The sequence below is a fragment of the Trabulsiella odontotermitis genome (assembly GCF_001297775.1).
Classification (GTDB): Bacteria; Pseudomonadota; Gammaproteobacteria; order Enterobacterales; family Enterobacteriaceae; genus Trabulsiella; species Trabulsiella odontotermitis.
Window position 1 is genome coordinate 284,666 of sequence record NZ_LIFX01000005.1, and the last position, 19,250, is coordinate 303,915.

A 19,250-nucleotide genomic window follows, 5' to 3' on the forward strand; every position below is an offset into this window, starting at 1 on the left:
ACGCCAGACGCCCCTGTGACTCGGCGCGCCAGATAGGGTATTATCGCGGGTAGTTTTGCCGCCTGCACCAGACCGGCGCATATATTAAGGAATCACAGTTAATGAGCGATATGGCAGAGCGCCTTGCGCTGCATGAATTTACGGAAAACGCCTACCTCAATTACTCCATGTACGTCATCATGGATCGCGCGTTGCCGTTCATTGGTGATGGCCTGAAGCCGGTTCAACGTCGCATCGTGTATGCGATGTCTGAGCTGGGTTTGAGCGCCAGCGCCAAGTTTAAAAAATCCGCCCGTACTGTCGGTGACGTCCTCGGTAAATACCATCCGCACGGCGACAGCGCCTGTTATGAAGCGATGGTGCTGATGGCGCAGCCGTTCTCCTACCGCTACCCGCTGGTTGACGGGCAGGGGAACTGGGGGGCGCCGGATGATCCGAAATCCTTCGCCGCCATGCGTTATACCGAATCCCGCCTGTCGAAATATGCCGAAGTGCTGCTGGGCGAGCTGGGGCAGGGAACCGTTGACTGGGTGCCGAACTTTGACGGCACGTTGCAGGAGCCGAAAATGCTGCCTGCGCGTCTGCCCAACATCCTGCTGAACGGCACCACCGGTATTGCCGTCGGGATGGCGACGGACATTCCGCCGCATAACCTGCGCGAAGTCGCCAGCGCGGCGATTGCCCTGATCGAAAAACCGAAAACCTCGCTGGATGAGCTGCTGGATATCGTGCACGGGCCGGACTTCCCGACGGAAGCGGAAATCATTACCCCGCGCGCCGAAATCCGCAAAATCTACCAGAATGGTCGTGGCTCCGTACGCATGCGCGCGGTGTGGAAAAAAGAAGACGGCGCCGTGGTGATTACCGCGCTGCCACACCAGGTGTCCGGCGCCCGTGTGCTGGAGCAAATCGCCAGCCAGATGCGCAATAAAAAGCTGCCGATGGTTGACGACCTGCGCGATGAATCAGACCACGAAAACCCGACGCGTCTGGTGATTGTGCCGCGCTCCAACCGTGTCGACATGGAGCAGGTGATGAACCACCTGTTTGCCACGACGGATCTGGAAAAAAGCTACCGCATCAACCTGAACATGATCGGTCTGGATGGTCGCCCGGCGGTGAAAAACCTGCTGGAGATCCTGACAGAGTGGCTGGCGTTCCGTCGCGATACCGTGACCCGCCGCCTCAACTATCGTCTGGAACGCGTGCTGCGTCGTCTGCATATTCTTGAAGGTTTGTTGATAGCCTTCCTCAACATCGACGAAGTGATCCACATCATTCGCAGCGAAGACGAGCCGAAGCCGGTGCTGATGTCGCGGTTCGGCATTAGCGAAACCCAGGCCGAAGCCATCCTCGAACTGAAACTGCGCCATCTCGCTAAACTGGAAGAGATGAAAATCCGCGGCGAGCAGAGCGATCTGGAAAAAGAGCGCGATCAGATCCAGGCGATTCTCGCCTCTGAACGCAAAATGAATACCCTGCTGAAGAAAGAGCTGCAGGCGGATGCCGAAGCCTACGGCGACGAGCGTCGTTCTCCGCTGCACGAGCGCGAAGAAGCGAAGGCGATGAACGAGCACGACATGCTGCCGTCCGAGCCGGTGACCATCGTTCTGTCGCAGATGGGCTGGGTACGTAGCGCGAAAGGGCACGACATCGACGCGCAGGGGCTGAGTTACAAATCCGGCGACAACTGGAAAGCCTCGGCGAAAGGCAAGAGCAGCCAGCCCGTGGTGTTTATTGATACTACCGGCCGTAGCTACGCGATTGACCCGATCACGCTGCCGTCGGCGCGCGGTCAGGGCGAGCCGCTGACCGGTAAGCTGACGCTGCCGCCGGGTGCGACCGTCGAGCATATGCTGATGGAAGGGGACGATCAAAAACTGCTGATGGCGTCTGACGCGGGCTATGGTTTTGTCTGCACCTTTAATGATCTGGTGGCGCGTAACCGTGCCGGTAAAGCGGTGATTTCTCTGCCGGAAAACGCACAGGTGATGCCGCCGGTGGTCATCGAAAATGACGCCGACATGCTGCTGGCAATCACCACGGCCGGTCGTATGCTGATGTTCCCGGTCAGCGACCTTCCTGAGCTGTCGAAAGGCAAGGGCAATAAAATCATCAACATCGCCTCGGCAGATGCCGCCAAAGGTCTCGACAGCCTGGCGCACCTTTATTTAGTGCCGCCGCAAAGCACGCTGACCATTCATGTCGGTAAGCGTAAGATTAAGCTGCGTCCGGAAGAGTTGCAGAAAGTCACTGGCGAACGCGGACGCCGCGGTACGCTGATGCGCGGTCTGCAAAAAATCGATCGCATTGACATCGACTCACCGAAGCGCCCTGACGCTGGCGATAGCGAAGAGTAAAAACAAACGCCCCGACTTTTGAGGGGCGTGTTAGAATTTGCGGTAAGACCCAAGGGCCTGGGTTTCAGAGGATGTTATGTTATTAATTTTTCGATTAATCATCGTCGTGATCTACTGCATTCTGGTATGCATTTTTGGCTGCATTTACTGTCTGTTCAGTCCACGCAATCCCAAACACGTTGCGACGTTTGGCCATATGTTTGGCCGACTTGCGCCGCTTTTTGGCCTGAAGGTGGAGCTGCGTAAACCTGCTGATGCGGAAAGCTACGGTAATGCCATTTACATTGCTAACCACCAGAACAACTACGACATGGTGACGGCATCAAGCATTGTTCAGCCGCCAACGGTCACCGTCGGCAAGAAAAGCCTGCTGTGGATCCCGTTTTTTGGTCAGTTGTACTGGTTGACGGGCAACCTGCTGATTGACCGCAACAACCGGGCGAAAGCGCACGGCACCATTGCTGAAGTGGTCAAAAACTTCAAAAAACGCAGGATTTCCTTCTGGATGTTCCCGGAAGGAACGCGTAGCCGCGGCCGTGGCCTGCTGCCGTTTAAAACCGGCGCTTTTCACGCTGCACTGGCGGCGGGTGTGCCGATTATTCCTGTGTGCGTTTCCAATACGTCTAATAAAATTAACCTCAACCGCCTGAATAATGGTCTGGTGATTGTGGAGATGCTCCCACCCATCGATACCAGCAAATGGGGCAAAGATCAGGTTCGCGCTCTGTCCACTCATTGCCGTGAGGTAATGGCGGCGAAGATTGCCGAGCTCGATCAGGAAGTCGCGCAGCGGGAAGCGAGCGGAAAACGCTAATCGGCGGGAAACGAATTCCTGCCTTCTGTTTTGTCAGTATTTCATGGAGTCTCTATGTCACTCAGTCGGCGTCAGTTTATTCAGGCCTCGGGGCTGGCACTGTGTGCCGGTGCCGTGCCGCTGAGGGCAAACGCCGCGGGTCAGCAACAGGCATTGCCGATCCCGCCGTTGGTGGAGTCCCGCCATGGTCAGCCGATCTTCTTAACCCTGCAACGTGCGCACTGGTCGTTTACCCAGGGCACGCGCGCGCCGGTCTGGGGCATCAATGGCCGTTATCTCGGGCCGACGATTCGCGTCTGGAACGGTGATGACGCCAAGCTGATTTACAGCAACCGCCTGTCAGAAAACGTGGCGATGACCATCAGCGGGCTACAGGTGCCGGGGCCGCTCATCGGCGGTGCGGCGCGTATGATGTCGCCTAATGCTGACTGGGCGCCGGTGCTGCCGATTCGCCAGAGCGCGGCGACGTTGTGGTATCACGCCAACACGCCGAACCACATGGCACAGCAGGTCTACAACGGTCTTGCGGGCATGTGGCTGGTGGAAGACGAGGTGAGTAAGTCCTTACCCATTCCGAACCACTACGGCGTTGATGATTTCCCGGTGATTATCCAGGACAAACGCCTCGACAACTTTGGCACACCGGAATACAGCGAGCCCGGTAACGGCGGTTTTGTCGGCGATACGTTGTTGGTGAACGGCGTGCAAAGCCCGTATGTCGAGGTGTCCCGTGGCTGGGTGCGTTTGCGTCTGCTGAATGCGTCGAACGCCCGCCGCTATCAGTTGCAAATGAGTGACGGACGCCCGCTGCATGTGATTTCCGGCGATCAGGGTTTTTTACCGGCACCGGTGTCCGTGAAGCAGTTGTCGCTGGCACCTGGCGAACGCCGTGAAGTGCTGGTGGATATGACCAACGGCGATGAAGTGTCGATTACCTGTGGTGAAGCCGCCAGTATTGTCGATCGTATTCGCGGCTTCTTTGAGCCGTCGAGCATTCTGATTTCCACCTTAGTGCTGACCTTGCGCCCGACTGGGCTGCTGCCGCTGGTCACTGACAGCCTGCCGATGCGGCTGCTGCCAACGGAGATCATGTCCGGTACGCCGATTCGCAGTCGCGATATTACGCTTGGCGAAGATCCGGGCATTAACGGCCAGTTGTGGGATCCGAAACGCATTGATATCACCGCGCAGCAGGGAACCTGGGAGCGCTGGACGGTACGCGCCGATCTGCCACAGTCGTTCCACATTGAAGGCGTGATGTTCCAGATCCGCAACGTTAACGGCGCGATGCCGTTCCCGGAAGATCGCGGCTGGAAGGATACGGTGTGGATCGATGGTCAGGTTGAACTGCTGGTCTACTATGGTCAGCCGTCATGGCCGCATTTCCCGTTCCAGTTTGTCAGCCAGACGCTGGAAATGGCCGATCGCGGTTCGATTGGGCAGATGCTGGTGAATCCGGCGCCGTAAATCGCCCGCCAGTCACACAGGCCCGGTAAGCGCAGCGCCACCGGGCATTACCTGGCCCCGCACAATACTCCTTCATTTCCCACAATGATCCGGCGTATAATCCCCGCCCTTTTGTTTGTTTTTTCTTCGGAAGCACTATGAGCGCTATTTCCCTGATCCAGCCGGATCGCGACCTCTTTTCCTGGCCCCAGTACTGGGCGGCCTGTTTTGGCCCCGCGCCCTTTATGCCGATGTCACGGGAGGAGATGGATCTGCTTGGCTGGGACAGTTGCGACATCATACTGGTGACTGGCGACGCCTACGTCGACCATCCGAGCTTCGGCATGGCGATCTGCGGCCGTATGCTGGAAGCGCAGGGCTTTCGCGTCGGCATCATTGCGCAACCGGACTGGAACAGCAAAGAAGACTTCATGCGTCTCGGCAAACCGAACCTGTTCTTCGGCGTGACCGCCGGCAACATGGATTCGATGATCAACCGCTACACCGCTGACCGCAAGCTGCGCCATGATGACGCCTATACGCCGGATAACGTGGCGGGCAAACGCCCGGACCGCGCGACGCTGGTCTATACCCAGCGCTGTAAAGAGGCATGGAAAGATGTGCCGGTGATCCTCGGCGGCATCGAAGCTAGTCTGCGCCGTACTGCGCATTATGATTACTGGTCTGATACCGTGCGTCGTTCCGTGCTGGTGGATTCCAAAGCCGACATGCTGATTTTTGGCAACGGCGAACGTCCGCTGGTGGAAGTGGCGCACCGTCTGGCGCAGGGGGAACCGGTCGCTGAGATCCGCGACGTACGCAACACCGCGATTATGGTGAAAGAGGCGCTGCCGGGCTGGAGCGGAGTGGACTCCCGTATTATTGATATGCCGGGCAAAATCGACCCGATCCCGCATCCGTACGGTGAAGACCTGCCGTGTGCGGATAACAAACCGGTCGAACCGAAGAAAGCCGAAGCGAAAGCCATTGTCGTTCAGCCGCCGCGCCCGAAGCCGTGGGAGAAAACCTACGTGCTGCTGCCATCGTTTGAAAAAGTTAAAAGCGACAAAGTGCTGTATGCCCACGCCTCCCGTATTCTGCATCATGAAACCAACCCGGGTTGCGCCCGTGCGCTGATGCAAAAGCACGGCGATCGCTACATCTGGATCAACCCGCCCGCCATTCCGCTGTCGACCGAAGAGATGGACAGCGTGTTTGCCCTGCCGTACAAACGTGTGCCGCATCCGGCATACGGCAACAGCCGCATTCCGGCGTACGAGATGATCCGTTTCTCGATCAACATCATGCGTGGCTGCTTCGGTGGCTGCTCGTTCTGTTCGATCACCGAACACGAAGGGCGCATCATCCAGAGTCGCTCAGAAGATTCGATCATCAACGAGATCGAAGCCATTCGCGACTCTGTACCGGGTTTTACCGGTGTGATCTCCGATCTTGGTGGCCCGACCGCCAACATGTATATGTTGCGCTGTAAGTCGCCGCGTGCAGAGCAGACCTGTCGCCGCCTGTCGTGCGTCTACCCGGACATCTGCCAGCATATGGACACCAATCACGAACCGACGATCAACCTCTATCGCCGCGCCCGTGATCTGAAAGGGATCAAAAAAATCCTCATCGCCTCCGGCGTGCGTTATGACATCGCCGTGGAAGATCCGCGCTACATCAAAGAGCTGGCGACCCATCACGTGGGTGGTTATCTGAAGATTGCCCCGGAGCACACCGAAGAGGGGCCGCTTTCGAAGATGATGAAGCCGGGAATGGGCAGCTACGATCGCTTTAAAGAACTGTTCGACATGTACTCGAAGCAGGCAGGCAAAGAGCAGTATCTGATCCCGTATTTTATTTCCGCGCACCCGGGGACCCGTGATGAAGACATGGTGAACTTGGCGCTGTGGCTGAAGAAGCACCGCTTCCGTCTCGATCAGGTGCAGAACTTCTATCCGTCGCCGCTGGCGAACTCAACCACCATGTATCACACCGGCAAAAACCCGCTGGCGAAGGTGGGTTACAAGAGTGAAGAAGTCGTGGTGCCGAAGGGCGACAAACAGCGTCGTCTGCACAAAGCGTTGCTGCGCTATCACGATCCGGCCAACTGGCCGCTGATCCGTCAGGCGCTGGAAGCGATGGGCAAAAAGCATCTGATTGGCGGTCGCCGTGATTGTCTGGTTCCGGCACCGACGATTGAAGAGATGCGCGAGGCGCGCCGTCAGAATCGCAACACGCGCCCGGCGCTGACCAAACATACGCCGATGAAGCATCAGCGGCGCTGATGCTTCTTTAGCCCTGAAGGCCGGATACGCGTCAGCGCCATCCGGCTTTTTTACGCACTAACCGCCAAACTGGTCCGGATCCGGCCCCAGCCGTTTCCCTTGATCCAGCTTCGCAATTTCGCCGAGTTCGTCTTTATCAAGACGGAAATCCCAGACGTCAAAGTTTTCCGCAATGCGCGATGGCGTGACCGATTTCGGGATCACCACCAGGCCACTGTCGAGATGCCAGCGAATGACGATTTGCGCCGGGGTTTTGCCGTATTTATCGGCCAGGTCGCGAATGATCTTCTGATCAAACACGCCTTTCCCCCCTTGTGCCAGCGGGCTCCAGGATTCGGTCTGGATCTTGTGCGTGGCGTTCCATGAATGCAACTGACGCTGCTGCAACAGTGGATGCAGTTCGATCTGGTTGATCACCGGCGTGACGCCGGTTTCGTCGATCAGCCGTTGCAGATGGTTGATCTGGAAATTGCAGACACCAATGCTTTTCACCAGCCCTGATTTTTGCAGCTCAATCATGCCTTCCCAGGCCTCAACGTAATGGTCGATAGCCGGTACCGGCCAGTGCATCAGGTATAAGTCGACATGCTCAAGCTGCAGTTTCTTCAGGCTTTCCTGCAGCGCTTCGCGGGGGCGTTTCTGGTCGTCATTCCACAGTTTAGTCGTGATGAACAACTCGTCGCGCGGCACGCTCGCGGTCTTTAACGCTTTGCCTACGCCATCCTCGTTTTGATATGCCGCGGCGGTATCAATAGAACGATAGCCCACTTCCAGCGCCTTATGAATGGCGCTGACGACCTCCTCGTTACCTGCTTTCCACACGCCGAGACCCAGCTGCGGCATTACGTTGCCGTCCTGTAGTTTGATTACGGTTGGATGTGTCATGCATTCCTCCTTTTATGTGTCTCCCCGGAGCAATGCCCCGGAGAGGTATAGGATTAAGTCTGGACGAAATATGCAAAAACGAAAGGAAAAGCGGTAAACCTTAGCGCGCGGCCTCGTAAATACGGCGGCTGACGTCGAGGGTAATATCTTGTTTTTCGCCCAGTCGGGTCATGTGGTGCGCTTCCAGTTTAACCAGCAGCGCCGGGATAGAACTGCCGTCCAGACCGTAGTCGGACAGATGCGTCGGCACGCCAAGTTGCTCGAAGAAATTACGCGTCGCGGCGATAGCGGCGTCGATGCGTTCTTCTTCAGAACCTTCGGTGATATTCCATACGCGTTCGCCATACTGCAGCAGTTTGGCGCGTTTGGCGTCACGCTTTTCATTCCACAGCGCAGGCAGAACAATCGCCAGCGTCTGAGCGTGATCCAGCCCGTGCATCGCGGTCAGTTCGTGACCGAGCATGTGCGTCGCCCAGTCCTGCGGCACGCCAGCACCGATCAACCCGTTCAATGCCTGAGTGGCTGCCCACATCACGTTAGCGCGGACATCGTAGTTTTCCGGTTCGGCGAGGGCTTTCGGGCCTTCTTCAACCAGCGTCTGCAGAATGCCTTCGGCAAAACGATCCTGAATTTTGGCGTTCACCGGATACGTCACATACTGCTCAACGGTATGGACGAAGGCATCAACCACGCCGTTAGCAACCTGACGCGGCGGCAGGGTGTAGGTATAAACTGGATCGAGGATCGCAAACACCGGTTGCACGTGCGGGTTTTTAAACGCCTGCTTGTCGCCGGTGGTTTTACGCGAGATCACCGCGCCATTGTTTGATTCAGAACCGGTGGCGGGCAGCGTCAGCACAGAACCCATCGGGATCGCGCTGTGGATTTCGCTACCGCGGGTTTCGAGGATCTGCCATGGATCAACGCCGTCAGTGTAATGCGCCGCCGCGGCGATAAATTTGGTGCCATCAAGAACGGAACCGCCGCCGACAGCCAGCAGGAAGGTGACTTTCTCATCGCGGGCGATTTTCACCGCTTTCATCAGCGTTTCGTAAGACGGGTTAGGTTCGATGCCGCCAAACTCCAGCACGTCCAGACCTTTCAGCGCGCTCAGTACCTGATCCAGCACACCGGTTTTTTTCACACTGCCGCCGCCGTAAGTGATCAACACGCGAGCGTCAGCCGGGATTTGAGCGCGAAGATCGGTAATCACGCCTTTACCAAACAGAATGCGGGTGGGGGTATGAAGGTTAAAATTATTCATTGCTCGTTCCCTTAACAGAGAGTGAAAAGTGGCAGCGCAGGGTCTCTGCCTGATGGTGAACATTGTGGTCTTGTCCCCCCGGACCCTCAATGCACATTTCTGCCGATGTCTTGCCCATTTCTCCAGAGCGCTGGAGAAACCGTACAAGAATGCGCACAATGTAACGGTCGATAAATCTGCCTGGAGTGATCTGCAATGAATCGTGAAGCCATCTGTCTGCAACTGACGGAACAGGTTAAACAACTGATATCTCATCAGGAAAAGCTGAACGATCTGCTGCCTGACGTCCGTCTGCTGTACGGTACGCAGCCCGGTACGCGTACGCCGGTGATGTATCAGCCCGGCATTGTATTTCTCTTTTCAGGTCATAAGATTGGCTATATCAATGAGCGAACTTTTCGCTACGACACCAATGAATATCTGCTGCTGACCGTTCCGCTGCCTTTTGAGTGCGAAACCTTCGCCACACCTGACGTGCCGCTGGCGGGTTTCCGCCTCAACGTCGATATTTTGCAGCTCCAGGAGCTGCTGATGGACATCGGCGAAGACGATCTTTTTCGCCCGGCAATGGCCGCCAGTGGCATCAACTCCGCCAAACTGTCCGACGATATTCTCTGCGCGGCTGAGCGGTTGCTGGATGTGATGGAAAGACCCCTGGACGCGCGCATTCTCGGTAAGCAGATTATCCGCGAGATCCTTTACCATGTGTTGACAGGCCCCTGCGGCGGCGCGTTGCTGGCGGTGGTCAGCCGTCAGACCCATTTCAGCCTGATAAGCCGGGTGCTGAAGCGCATTGAAAGCCAGTACACCGAGAACTTAAGCGTCGATCAACTGGCGGCGGAAGCCAACATGAGCGTCTCGGCCTTTCACCATAATTTCAAATCAGTCACCAGCACGTCGCCCCTGCAGTACCTGAAAACCTATCGCCTGCACCGGGCGCGAATGCTGATCATCCACGATGGCATGAAAGCCAGCGCGGCGGCGATGCGCGTGGGCTATGAAAGTGCTTCGCAGTTCAGTCGGGAATTTAAGCGTTATTTTGGCATGACGCCAGGCGAGGATGCGGCGCGTATTCGCCGGGCATAAGGCGTTGCCCGGCGTCAGCAGTGATCAGGCGTTGTAGTACTTCTTCTTAATGACCACAATCAGTGTGCCGAGCAGCCCGGCCACTAACAGGAAAATCGGCAGGATCATCAGGAACGTCATCACCTGCTCTTCATGGCGTTTCACGAACGGGATCATGCTGAGCGCGTAGCCCAGACTGGTCACCACGCCCACCCACAGCAGGGCGCTCAACCAGTTGAAGAACTGGAAGCGGCGGGTCGACAGCCCGGAAATACCGGCCATGGTCGGCAGCAGCGTACGCACAAACGCCAGAAAACGCCCGGCAAGCAGCGCCAGCAGACCATGACGGTCAAACATGCAGGTCGCACGCTGATGATATTTCGCCGGAAGCTGCGCCAGCCAGCTTTTCACGATCTGCGTATTGCCGAGCCAGCGTCCCTGAATATAGCTCAGCCAGCAGCCAAGACTGGCCGCGGTCGTCAGGATCACAAGGGTAGGTACAAAGTCCATGACGCCTTTTGCGACAAGCGCCCCTGCCAGTAACAATAAACTGTCGCCCGGTAAAAAAGAGGCAGGTAGCAAACCGTTTTCCAGAAACAACGTCGCAAACATAACCAGATAAACAACACCCACAACGTGAGGATTCGCCAGTGCAGCAAAGTCGTGCTGCCAGAGAGCGGCGACTATATCTTGAATGACTACCATGAACTTTCCTAAAGAACCGCGCTTATTTTGCTATTGTACTCCTGATGTTCCCCAAACACCTTGATCGCGGGCGCAACAAATACAGACAATTCTGAAGAAATTATCTGTAAATGTGTTCATTCAGGTGCACAGCCTGCGCTACTTTACACGATGCGACTGAACCCCGCCGCTAAATCCGCGATCAGATCGTCAACATTCTCTAAACCGATATGCACTCGCACCAACGTACCGCTGAAATCGACCTCGCCACCGGGGCGCATATGGGCGATCTGCTCGGGCTGATTGGCGAGGATCAACGACTCGAAGCCGCCCCAGGAAAAGGCCATGCTGAACAGCTCAAACGGGTCGAGATAGGCGGAAAGCTCGGCGTCGGTGAGGCGTTTTTTCAGAACGAATGAGAATAAACCGCTGCTGCCCGTAAAATCCCGTTTCCAGTATTCGTGGCCTTTGCTGCCGGGGAGTGCAGGGTGGTTTACTCGTTCAACCTGCGGGTGGTTTGAGAGCCATTCGGCAATTTTTAGACTGCTTTCATGATGCTGGCGCAGACGTAAGCCCAGCGTACGTAATCCGCGGCTGGTCATGTAGGCGGTATCGGCATCCACCATCTGCCCCATCAGGTAGGCATTTTCCCGCAGACGATCCCAACAGCGGGCGTTGGCGACCGCGGTGCCGATCATGCCATCGGAGTGGCCGATCAGGTATTTGGTGGCGGCCTGAATAGAAATATCGATGCCGAATTCCAGCGCCTTAAAGAGGATACCGGCCGCCCAGGTGTTGTCGATCATGATGATCGCCTCAGGGGCCACGCGACGGACGGCCTGTACGATCGCCGGAACGTCGTGAACTTCCATGGTGATCGACCCCGGTGATTCGAGAAACACCACTTTGGTGTTCGGCTTCACCAGTTGCGCGATGTCGGCGCCGATCAGCGGATCGAACCAACTGGTGCTGACGCCGAGCCGGGCAAGTATTTTGCTGCAGAAATCCTGGCTGGGTTCGTAGGCGGTGTTGGTCATCAGCGCCTCATCACCCTGCTCAACAAACGCCAGAATGGCATTCGCGACCGCGGCCGCGCCGCAGGGGAAGAGGGCGCAACCGGCGCCGCCTTCCAGTTCGCACATCGCTTCCTGCAATGAGAAATGGGTCAGTGTGCCGCGACGGCCATAGAACAGCTCGCCTTTCGCGCGGTTGCGGGTCGCCTGTTTTTTGGCTTCAACCGTGTCAAAAACCAGCGAAGAGGCGCGCTGAATTACGCTGTTCACCGCGCCCAGCGTGTATTTTTTGCTACGCCCTGCATTAACCAGCGCGGTGTCGAGATGTTTGTCTGCCATGTTAATCTGCCTGTTTTTATACGTCTGGACGTCCAGACTACCATGACTGATAAAAGCTGCACCAGTGGTTAACAGATAAAGCAGAATATTTTTCGTAACGGAAAAATGCGCCTTTTTTACTGCGTGAGCGCAAGGAAAAGAAGTGTGATTTACGGCACTATGTAAATACTAATGAGAACGACTATCAATTCGACGACGTTTTGATATTATTAGCTCAGTTTTTTTTGTGACAGACATCCTGGAGATGCAGAGTGGGTAATAATTTGATGCAGGCGGATCTCTCCGTTTGGGGTATGTATCATCATGCCGACATCGTGGTTAAGGTCGTGATGATCGGTCTGGTGCTGGCGTCGGTCATCACCTGGGCCATTTTCTTTAGTAAAAGTGCCGAGCTCCTGTCTCATAAGCGTCGCCTCAAGCGCGAACAAAAACAGCTGAGCGAAGCCCGTTCCCTCGATCAGGCCAGCGACATTGCCGCGACCTTCCACGGTAAAAGCCTGAGTACGCTGCTGCTGAATGAAGCGCAGAACGAGCTTGAGCTGTCCGCCGGTTCGGAAGATAACGAAGGCATTAAAGAGCGCACTGGGTTCCGCCTTGAGCGTCGCGTCGCCGCTGTCAGCCGCCATATGGGGCGCGGCAATGGCTATCTGGCGACCATAGGCGCCATTTCCCCGTTCGTCGGTCTGTTTGGTACCGTCTGGGGGATCATGAACAGCTTCATCGGTATCGCCCAGACGCAGACCACCAACCTCGCCGTCGTCGCACCCGGTATTGCGGAAGCGCTGCTGGCGACGGCGATCGGTCTGTTTGCGGCGATCCCGGCGGTGGTTATCTACAACATTTTTGCCCGTATGATTGGCAGCTACAAAGCGACCCTCGGCGATGTGGCGGCGCAGGTGCTGCTGTTGCAGAGTCGCGATTTGGATCTCAACGCCAGCGGCGTCGCACACCCGGTTCGTACGGCTCAGAAATTACGTGTAGGTTGATGTTTTATGGCAATGCGTCTTAACGAAAATCTGGACGATAACGGTGAAATGCATGAAATCAACGTAACGCCGTTTATCGACGTTATGCTGGTACTGCTGATCATCTTCATGGTGGCTGCGCCGCTCGCCACCGTGGACGTTAAAGTCAATCTGCCTGCGTCTTCCAGTCAGCCGCAGCCGCGCCCGGAAAAACCGATTTACCTGTCGGTTAAAGCGGATAAGTCGATGTTCCTCGGCAACGATCCGGTGACGGAAGCGGATATGATCACCGCGCTGAACACGGCGACGGAAGGCAAGAAAGACACCACTATCTTCTTCCGCGCGGATAAAACCGTCGATTATGAAACGATGATGAAAGTGATGGATACGCTCCATCAGGCGGGTTATCTGAAGATTGGTCTGGTAGGGCAGGAAGTCACGCAAGCGAAGTAATTTCGCGTGACGCAAGGTGATGAGAAGGCTGGCCGGTTGCCAGCCTTTTTTATTTCTTCTTCTTCTTCGGTGTGTCGTCCAGCGCCACATTATTGACGTTCGAGGTGCGCAACTGACCTTCTGCCAGCCTGCGCGACAGACGCAGCGTCGCGGTCTCACGCGCCAGAAGATGCTGATAATTGGCTTCAATACGCGCCAGCAACTTCTCTTTCAGTTCCGGCTTGCGCGCAATAATCTCCTCAATGGCGGCGCCGTAAATCTCTTCTTTCACCTGCCAGGCGTAGATATCGCGGCGGTTTTGCCATTTCATCTTGACCAGCGCGGCGGGAATGGACACCGCCGCCTGTGCTGTTTGTTCAATGGCGGCGTTCTTTTCGTTAATCAGCACCGTCAGGTTCTGATGGCGAATAATGTCATCGCTGTTTCTGTCGTCTAAAGTCAAATAGACGTTATTATCTTCAACATCTTTCATGTTGATGACTCGTCGAGAAATTTATAAAAAATGGGTGAGTCAGTCTCGCGGGTTATTAAATTAAGCCAAATTTCATTACCGGATTCATTAATAAATGTCGTTTTCTCAGTAATAATTTGACTTAATTCCTGAGCATCAATTTCACCTTCCACTTGTAAATCATTCAATGCCCGGGCAAAAGCTTCAATTTTAATCACGCGAAACAGACGGTCTTTAATATGGCGGTCACGCTCTTCCAGCAACATATTTCGCGACTGACCGTTATGCGCCACGGTCGCTAAAATATGTTTTTCATGACTGGCCAGCGTGCTTGTATTTTGCGTTAGATTAGCATTTTTATCTGCCTCCCCGGTTTCCTTTTCCATTGCGGATAAGTGGAAACGAGCCGGGATAAGCGTCTCGGGTATCATCGATGATGTCCTTTTTATTCAACAGAATAGAGGGGATGCAGAATTGAGGTTCGTTGACAATATCATGGTGTAATTTTAAAATCAAAAAAAATGGAGCAAGCCATGAATAGCATAATTTATTTTGTGATAGCACTGTTATTGCTCACAGCGGTAATTCTTTTCTTAATGCCCGGGATCAATAAAAAGCCGCGTGGCGAGGGCCAGTCAGGCCCGGAATCCGTGTATCCGATGAGTAAAGAAGAGGGCGAAGATCACTTTTCGGTGCTCATGAATGCCATCACGCCGGTGTGGTACTGGCGGGTGAATCACGAATATATCGATTTTCTGCACGCGACAATTAAACAGATGAGTATGGCGGATATAAATGCCGTGCCGGGTTTATTTGATGCCCAGCGGCGCTGTAGTGATCTCAATTCAGCGGTATATAAATATTACGACACGTTAAAAAAACGCTGTCTGAATGGCGAGCAGGTTTCACGTGCCGATCTCGACGTGCTGAACCTGCAGCAATGTTTCCGCGAATTCAGCCTTGATGCCTGGCCCGCGCTGGTGGCGCTGGTCTGGCCTGAGTTTCAGCGCCCGTGGATCAATCCGCAGGATATCTGAAATAACCCCTCTCCGCAGAGAGGGGGTCGTCAGTTACTTATCAGATGACGCCTGCCACAGATTCAACTGCCCGTCGGCGACGTGTTTATCGATCTGCGCCAGTTCCTCAGCGCTGAACGACAGATTATTCAGCGCCTGAACGTTCTCTTCCAGTTGCTCCGGGCGGCTCGCGCCAATCAGCACCGACGTTACGCGGTTATCCTTCAACAGCCAGCTCAGCGCCATTTGCGCCATTGACTGACCGCGCTGCTGCGCCATGTCGTGCAGCAGACGCAGGCTTCTGAGGTTGCTTTCGCTCAGCATGTTTTCGGTCAGGCCGCGCGCCCTTTTTCCTTCCACCTGCATACGGGAACCGTCCGGGATGCCGTTAAGGTATTTCCCGGTCAGCAAGCCCTGCGCCAGCGGCGTGAAGGCGATGCAACCGATGCCGTTATCCTGCAGCGTGTCGAGCAGTCCGCTGCTGTCCACCCAACGGTTTAACAGGTTGTAGGATGGCTGGTGGATAAGCACCGGGATCTTCCACTCGCGCAGTAACTCCACCATTTTCTGCGTCCGCTCTGGCGAGTAGGACGAGATGCCGACATACAGCGCTTTACCGCTCTGCACCGCCTGTGCTAGTGCGGATGCGGTTTCCTCCATTGGCGTTTTTTCATCAACACGATGTGAGTAGAAGATATCGACATATTCCAGCCCCATTCGTTTCAGGCTCTGGTCGAGACTCGCCAGCAGATATTTACGCGAGCCGCCGGAACCGTACGGACCAGGCCACATGTCATAACCCGCTTTCGTGGAGATGATCAATTCGTCGCGATAACCGGCAAAATCATCACGCAACAGGCGGCCAAAGTTTTCTTCAGCGCTACCCGGCGGTGGGCCATAGTTATTTGCCAGATCAAAATGCGTAATCCCCAGATCGAAGGCTTTACGCAGCAGGGCACGCTGAGAGTCCAGCGCATTGATGTGGCCGAAACTATGCCACAGGCCGAGCGACAAGGCGGGTAACTGCAAGCCGCTGTTGCCACAGTAACGATACTGCATCTGCTCGTAACGGGCAGGATTGGCTAACCAGGCCATGATGTCTCCTTCACTGATTGTTATTTTCGAAACACTGTTTCTATCCTACTCTGTTTGCGACGGCGATCACGTTGCGTTGATCACAACCCGGTGAGACGTATGACGGGAAACTGGCTGGGGAGGGAACAACCGGGCGAGAGCCGCCCGGCTGAAATGTCGATTAAGCCTGACGCTTATCTTCCGTACGGGTGTCAAAATCGCTGGCGTCATGGCGTTCATGCAGTTGCTCGTCCAGCGGGCCATTGGTTCGATTGACGATGCGCCCACGTTTCACGGCCGGTCGGTTACCGACATCGTTCGCCCAGCGCAGAATGTTTTTGTAGCTCTGCGCATCAAGGAATTCCGCCGCATTGTAAACGTTGCCGAGCAGCACGTTGCCATACCATGGCCAGATAGCCATATCGGCGATGGTGTACTCTTCCCCCGCCACATAGCGCCCGCGCGCCAGCTGTTTATCCAGCACATCTAACTGACGTTTCGCTTCCATCGCAAAGCGGTTGATCGCATATTCAATTTTCTCTGGCGCATAGCTGTAGAAGTGACCAAAGCCACCGCCGAGGAAGGGCGCTGAACCCTGCAGCCAGAACAGCCAGTTAAGCGTTTCGGTGCGGGCGGCAGGATCTTTCGGTAAGAAGTGACCGAATTTTTCTGCCAGATAGAGCAGGATGTTGCCGGATTCAAATACCCGCGTCGGCGGTGTGGTGGAATGGTCGAGGAGCGCCGGGATTTTCGAGTTCGGGTTGACGTCCACGAAGCCGCTGGAGAACTGATCGCCTTCGCCGATGCGAATCAGCCAGGCATCGTATTCTGCGCCAGTGACGCCCAGTGCCAGCAATTCTTCCAGCATGATCGTCACTTTCTGACCGTTCGGCGTACCGAGCGAATAAAGCTGAAGTGGGTGCTTACCTACAGGGAGTTCTTTTTCGTGCGTGGGGCCGGAGATCGGGCGGTTGATGTTCGCGAACGCGCCGCCGTTGTTCTGTTTCCATTCCCATACTTTTGGAGGTTGGTACGTGTTGTCTGACATGTTGGCCTGCCTTTTTCCTGGGTTGTTGAGGCAGTGTAGCAGGAGTTATGGGAAGGGTTTAACGAACTGAGGCGTTAATGCGCACATGTCACAGCGGTGCTATTATAGCCTCACTTCTGATCGGTCATGCCTGCGCACTGTTCACAGAAGGAATATGCTCAGGTGGTCTTTTCCTAAGGTTTAAACATGAGTACAGGAACACAGAGTAGCGATGCCCCATTCGGAACGCTGTTGGGGTATGCGCCAGGTGGCGTTGCAATTTACTCTTCCAATTACAGCAGTTTAGACCCCGATTTTTCCCACGATGATCCCTCTTTTCGTAGCTATATCGGCAACGAATATATGGGCCACAAATGGCAGTGCGTTGAGTTTGCGCGCCGCTTTTTATATCTGACCTACGGTTTCGTGTTTACTGACGTTGGCATGGCGTATGAGATCTTCTCGTTACGTTTCCTGCGCGAAGTGGTGAATGACAATCTCCATCCGTTGAAGGCGTTTGCCAACGGTTCCCGACGCCCGCCGGTGGCGGGTTCCTTGCTGATCTGGCAAAAAGGCGGCGAATTTCATCAGACCGGTCATGTCGCGGTGGTGACGCAACTGGTGGGGAATAAAGTGCGTATCGCCGAGCAGAACGTGGCGCACCAGCCGTTGCCACCGGGGCAACAGTGGACCCGCGAGCTGACGCTTGAGGTGAAAGACGGTGACTACACCATTCACGATACTTTCGACGACACCACCATTCTTGGCTGGATGATCCAGACAGACGATGCGCAGTACAGCCTGCCGCAACCGGCAAGCCCGGCCGGACTCATGGCTATCCACAGCGCGCGACTGGAAAACCACGGTCAGTTTGATGGCAAATGGCTCAACGAACAGGATTCGCTCCAGCGCGCTTATGTGCGAGCCAACGGACATGTAATCAACAAAGATCCGTACCAGTATTTCACCATCTCCGAGACTGGCGAGCAGGAACTGATTAAGGCTACCAACGAACTGCACCTGATGTATCTGCACGCCACCGATAAGGTGCTGAAAGATGACAACCTGCTGGCGTTGTTCGACATCCCGAAAATTCTCTGGCCGCGACTGCGCCTCTCCTGGCAGCTCCGGCGCCACCATATGATCACTGGTCGTATGGATTTCTGCATGGATGAGCGCGGGCTGAAGGTGTACGAATACAACGCCGATTCCGCCTCCTGCCATACCGAAGGGGGCGTGATCCTCGAAGAGTGGGCGAAACTGGGCCTTTCGGGTAAAGGCTATAATCCGGCGGAAGATCTGCTTGATGAACTGACCGGCGCGTGGAGCCACAGCCAGGCGCGTCCGTTCGTGCACATCATGCAGGACAAGGATCTTGAAGAAGATTATCACGCGCAGTTTATGCAACGCGCGCTGACGAAAGCCGGTTTTGAAAGCAAAATTCTGCATGGTCTGGGCGAACTGCGCTGGGACGACGCCGGGCAGCTCATCGATGACGACGGGCGGCACGTGAACTGCGTCTGGAAAACCTGGGCGTGGGAAACCGCCCTTGAGCAGGTGCGGGAAGTCAGTGAAACGGAATACGCGGCGGTGCCGATTCGTACTGGTCATCCGCAAAATGAGGTGCGCTTGATCGATGTTCTGTTGCGCCCGGAAGTGCTGGTGTTCGAACCGCTGTGGACGGTGATCCCCGGCAACAAAGCGATTTTACCGGTGCTCTGGTCTCTGTTCCCCGGCCATCGCTATTTGCTGGATACCGATTTCACCGTTACGGAAGACCTGGCGAAAACCGGTTATGCCGTGAAACCGATCTCTGGCCGCTGCGGCAGCAATATCGATCTGGTCAGCCACGACGATCGTCTGCTCGATCAAAGTTCCGGTAAGTTTGCCGACCGTAAAAATATCTACCAGCAACTGTGGTGTCTGCCGAAAGTGGAGGGTAAATACATTCAGGTTTGTACCTTCACCGTGGGCGGTAACTACGGCGGTTCCTGCCTGCGCGGCGATGAGTCACTGGTGATTAAAAAAGAGAGCGACATCGAACCGCTGATTGTGCTGAAGGATAAGGATTTTCTGTGAGAAGAGCCGCGCTTCGTGAGTGAAGCG

General features: G+C 55.4%; 17 protein-coding genes. 9 read left to right on the top strand and 8 right to left on the bottom strand.

Features of this window, described 5'->3' with window-relative positions:
* Positions 1-101 precede the first annotated feature (101 nt).
* The 4 genes from parC to AOY23_RS08730 all read left to right on the top strand — a co-directional run bounded on the left by parC (position 102) and on the right by AOY23_RS08730 (position 6,908).
* Entirely contained in the window at positions 102-2,360 is a 2,259-nt protein-coding gene (gene parC, locus AOY23_RS08715; protein ID WP_054178857.1) for a DNA topoisomerase IV subunit A, read from the top strand.
* A 76-nt stretch (positions 2,361-2,436) separates the two neighbouring features.
* Positions 2,437-3,174, top strand: a complete 738-nt coding sequence (gene plsC / locus AOY23_RS08720) for a 1-acylglycerol-3-phosphate O-acyltransferase (protein WP_054178856.1) — start codon at positions 2,437-2,439, stop codon at positions 3,172-3,174.
* Between the two features lie 54 nt (positions 3,175-3,228).
* Positions 3,229-4,641 carry a cell division protein FtsP gene (gene ftsP, locus AOY23_RS08725; RefSeq protein WP_054178855.1) on the top strand — a complete coding sequence of 471 codons (1,413 nt, stop codon included), beginning with the start codon at positions 3,229-3,231 and terminating at the stop codon, positions 4,639-4,641.
* Between the two features lie 137 nt (positions 4,642-4,778).
* Positions 4,779-6,908: a YgiQ family radical SAM protein gene (locus AOY23_RS08730; protein WP_054178854.1), complete on the top strand. Its 2,130-nt coding sequence runs from the start codon at positions 4,779-4,781 to the stop codon at positions 6,906-6,908.
* A gap of 57 nt (positions 6,909-6,965) precedes the next feature.
* Here AOY23_RS08730 and dkgA read toward each other — a convergent pair whose 3' ends face one another.
* Positions 6,966-7,793, bottom strand: a complete 828-nt coding sequence (gene dkgA / locus AOY23_RS08735; RefSeq protein ID WP_054178853.1) for a 2,5-didehydrogluconate reductase DkgA — start codon at positions 7,791-7,793, stop codon at positions 6,966-6,968.
* Between the two features lie 100 nt (positions 7,794-7,893).
* Complete coding sequence (gene yqhD / locus AOY23_RS08740) at positions 7,894-9,057, bottom strand: alcohol dehydrogenase (protein ID WP_054178852.1); 1,164 nt, start codon at positions 9,055-9,057, stop codon at positions 7,894-7,896.
* Between the two features lie 195 nt (positions 9,058-9,252).
* Here yqhD and AOY23_RS08745 point away from each other — a divergent pair, with 195 nt between their 5' ends.
* Positions 9,253-10,143 carry an AraC family transcriptional regulator gene (locus AOY23_RS08745; protein WP_054178851.1) on the top strand — a complete coding sequence of 297 codons (891 nt, stop codon included), beginning with the start codon at positions 9,253-9,255 and terminating at the stop codon, positions 10,141-10,143.
* A gap of 24 nt (positions 10,144-10,167) precedes the next feature.
* On the opposite strand, the gene yghB is transcribed toward AOY23_RS08745, so the two are convergent.
* Positions 10,168-10,827 carry a DedA family general envelope maintenance protein YghB gene (gene yghB, locus AOY23_RS08750; protein WP_054178850.1) on the bottom strand — a complete coding sequence of 220 codons (660 nt, stop codon included), beginning with the start codon at positions 10,825-10,827 and terminating at the stop codon, positions 10,168-10,170.
* A gap of 143 nt (positions 10,828-10,970) precedes the next feature.
* Positions 10,971-12,158 (bottom strand): cystathionine beta-lyase, encoded by a 1,188-nt coding sequence (gene metC / locus AOY23_RS08755; protein WP_054178849.1) that lies wholly within the window; start codon positions 12,156-12,158, stop codon positions 10,971-10,973.
* A gap of 251 nt (positions 12,159-12,409) precedes the next feature.
* Here metC and exbB point away from each other — a divergent pair, with 251 nt between their 5' ends.
* Positions 12,410-13,144: a tol-pal system-associated acyl-CoA thioesterase gene (gene exbB / locus AOY23_RS08760; RefSeq protein ID WP_054178848.1), complete on the top strand. Its 735-nt coding sequence runs from the start codon at positions 12,410-12,412 to the stop codon at positions 13,142-13,144.
* A 6-nt stretch (positions 13,145-13,150) separates the two neighbouring features.
* Positions 13,151-13,576 (top strand): TonB system transport protein ExbD, encoded by a 426-nt coding sequence (exbD, locus tag AOY23_RS08765; protein ID WP_054178847.1) that lies wholly within the window; start codon positions 13,151-13,153, stop codon positions 13,574-13,576.
* Positions 13,577-13,625: 49 nt separating this feature from the next.
* On the opposite strand, the gene AOY23_RS08770 is transcribed toward exbD, so the two are convergent.
* Positions 13,626-14,048, bottom strand: a complete 423-nt coding sequence (locus tag AOY23_RS08770; protein ID WP_054178846.1) for a hypothetical protein — start codon at positions 14,046-14,048, stop codon at positions 13,626-13,628.
* Positions 14,045-14,458 (bottom strand): hypothetical protein, encoded by a 414-nt coding sequence (locus AOY23_RS08775; RefSeq protein ID WP_054178845.1) that lies wholly within the window; start codon positions 14,456-14,458, stop codon positions 14,045-14,047. Before AOY23_RS08775 ends, AOY23_RS08770 begins: the two co-directional genes overlap by 4 nt.
* A gap of 102 nt (positions 14,459-14,560) precedes the next feature.
* Between AOY23_RS08775 and AOY23_RS08780 the strand changes: the two genes are divergently transcribed.
* Complete coding sequence (locus AOY23_RS08780) at positions 14,561-15,064, top strand: ESA_00282 family adhesion-associated protein (RefSeq protein ID WP_054178844.1); 504 nt, start codon at positions 14,561-14,563, stop codon at positions 15,062-15,064.
* Between the two features lie 33 nt (positions 15,065-15,097).
* Here the strand turns inward: AOY23_RS08780 and AOY23_RS08785 are convergent, their stop codons facing one another.
* Both AOY23_RS08785 and yghU read right to left on the bottom strand, forming a co-directional pair.
* On the bottom strand, positions 15,098-16,138 hold the full coding sequence (locus AOY23_RS08785) for an aldo/keto reductase (RefSeq protein WP_054178843.1): 1,041 nt from the start codon (positions 16,136-16,138) through the stop codon (positions 15,098-15,100).
* 160 nt (positions 16,139-16,298) lie between these two features.
* Positions 16,299-17,165: a glutathione-dependent disulfide-bond oxidoreductase gene (gene yghU, locus AOY23_RS08790; protein ID WP_054178842.1), complete on the bottom strand. Its 867-nt coding sequence runs from the start codon at positions 17,163-17,165 to the stop codon at positions 16,299-16,301.
* Positions 17,166-17,351: 186 nt separating this feature from the next.
* On the opposite strand from yghU, the gene gss reads away from it, so the two are divergent.
* Positions 17,352-19,223: a bifunctional glutathionylspermidine amidase/synthase gene (gss, locus tag AOY23_RS08795; protein WP_054178841.1), complete on the top strand. Its 1,872-nt coding sequence runs from the start codon at positions 17,352-17,354 to the stop codon at positions 19,221-19,223.
* Positions 19,224-19,250 lie beyond the last annotated feature (27 nt).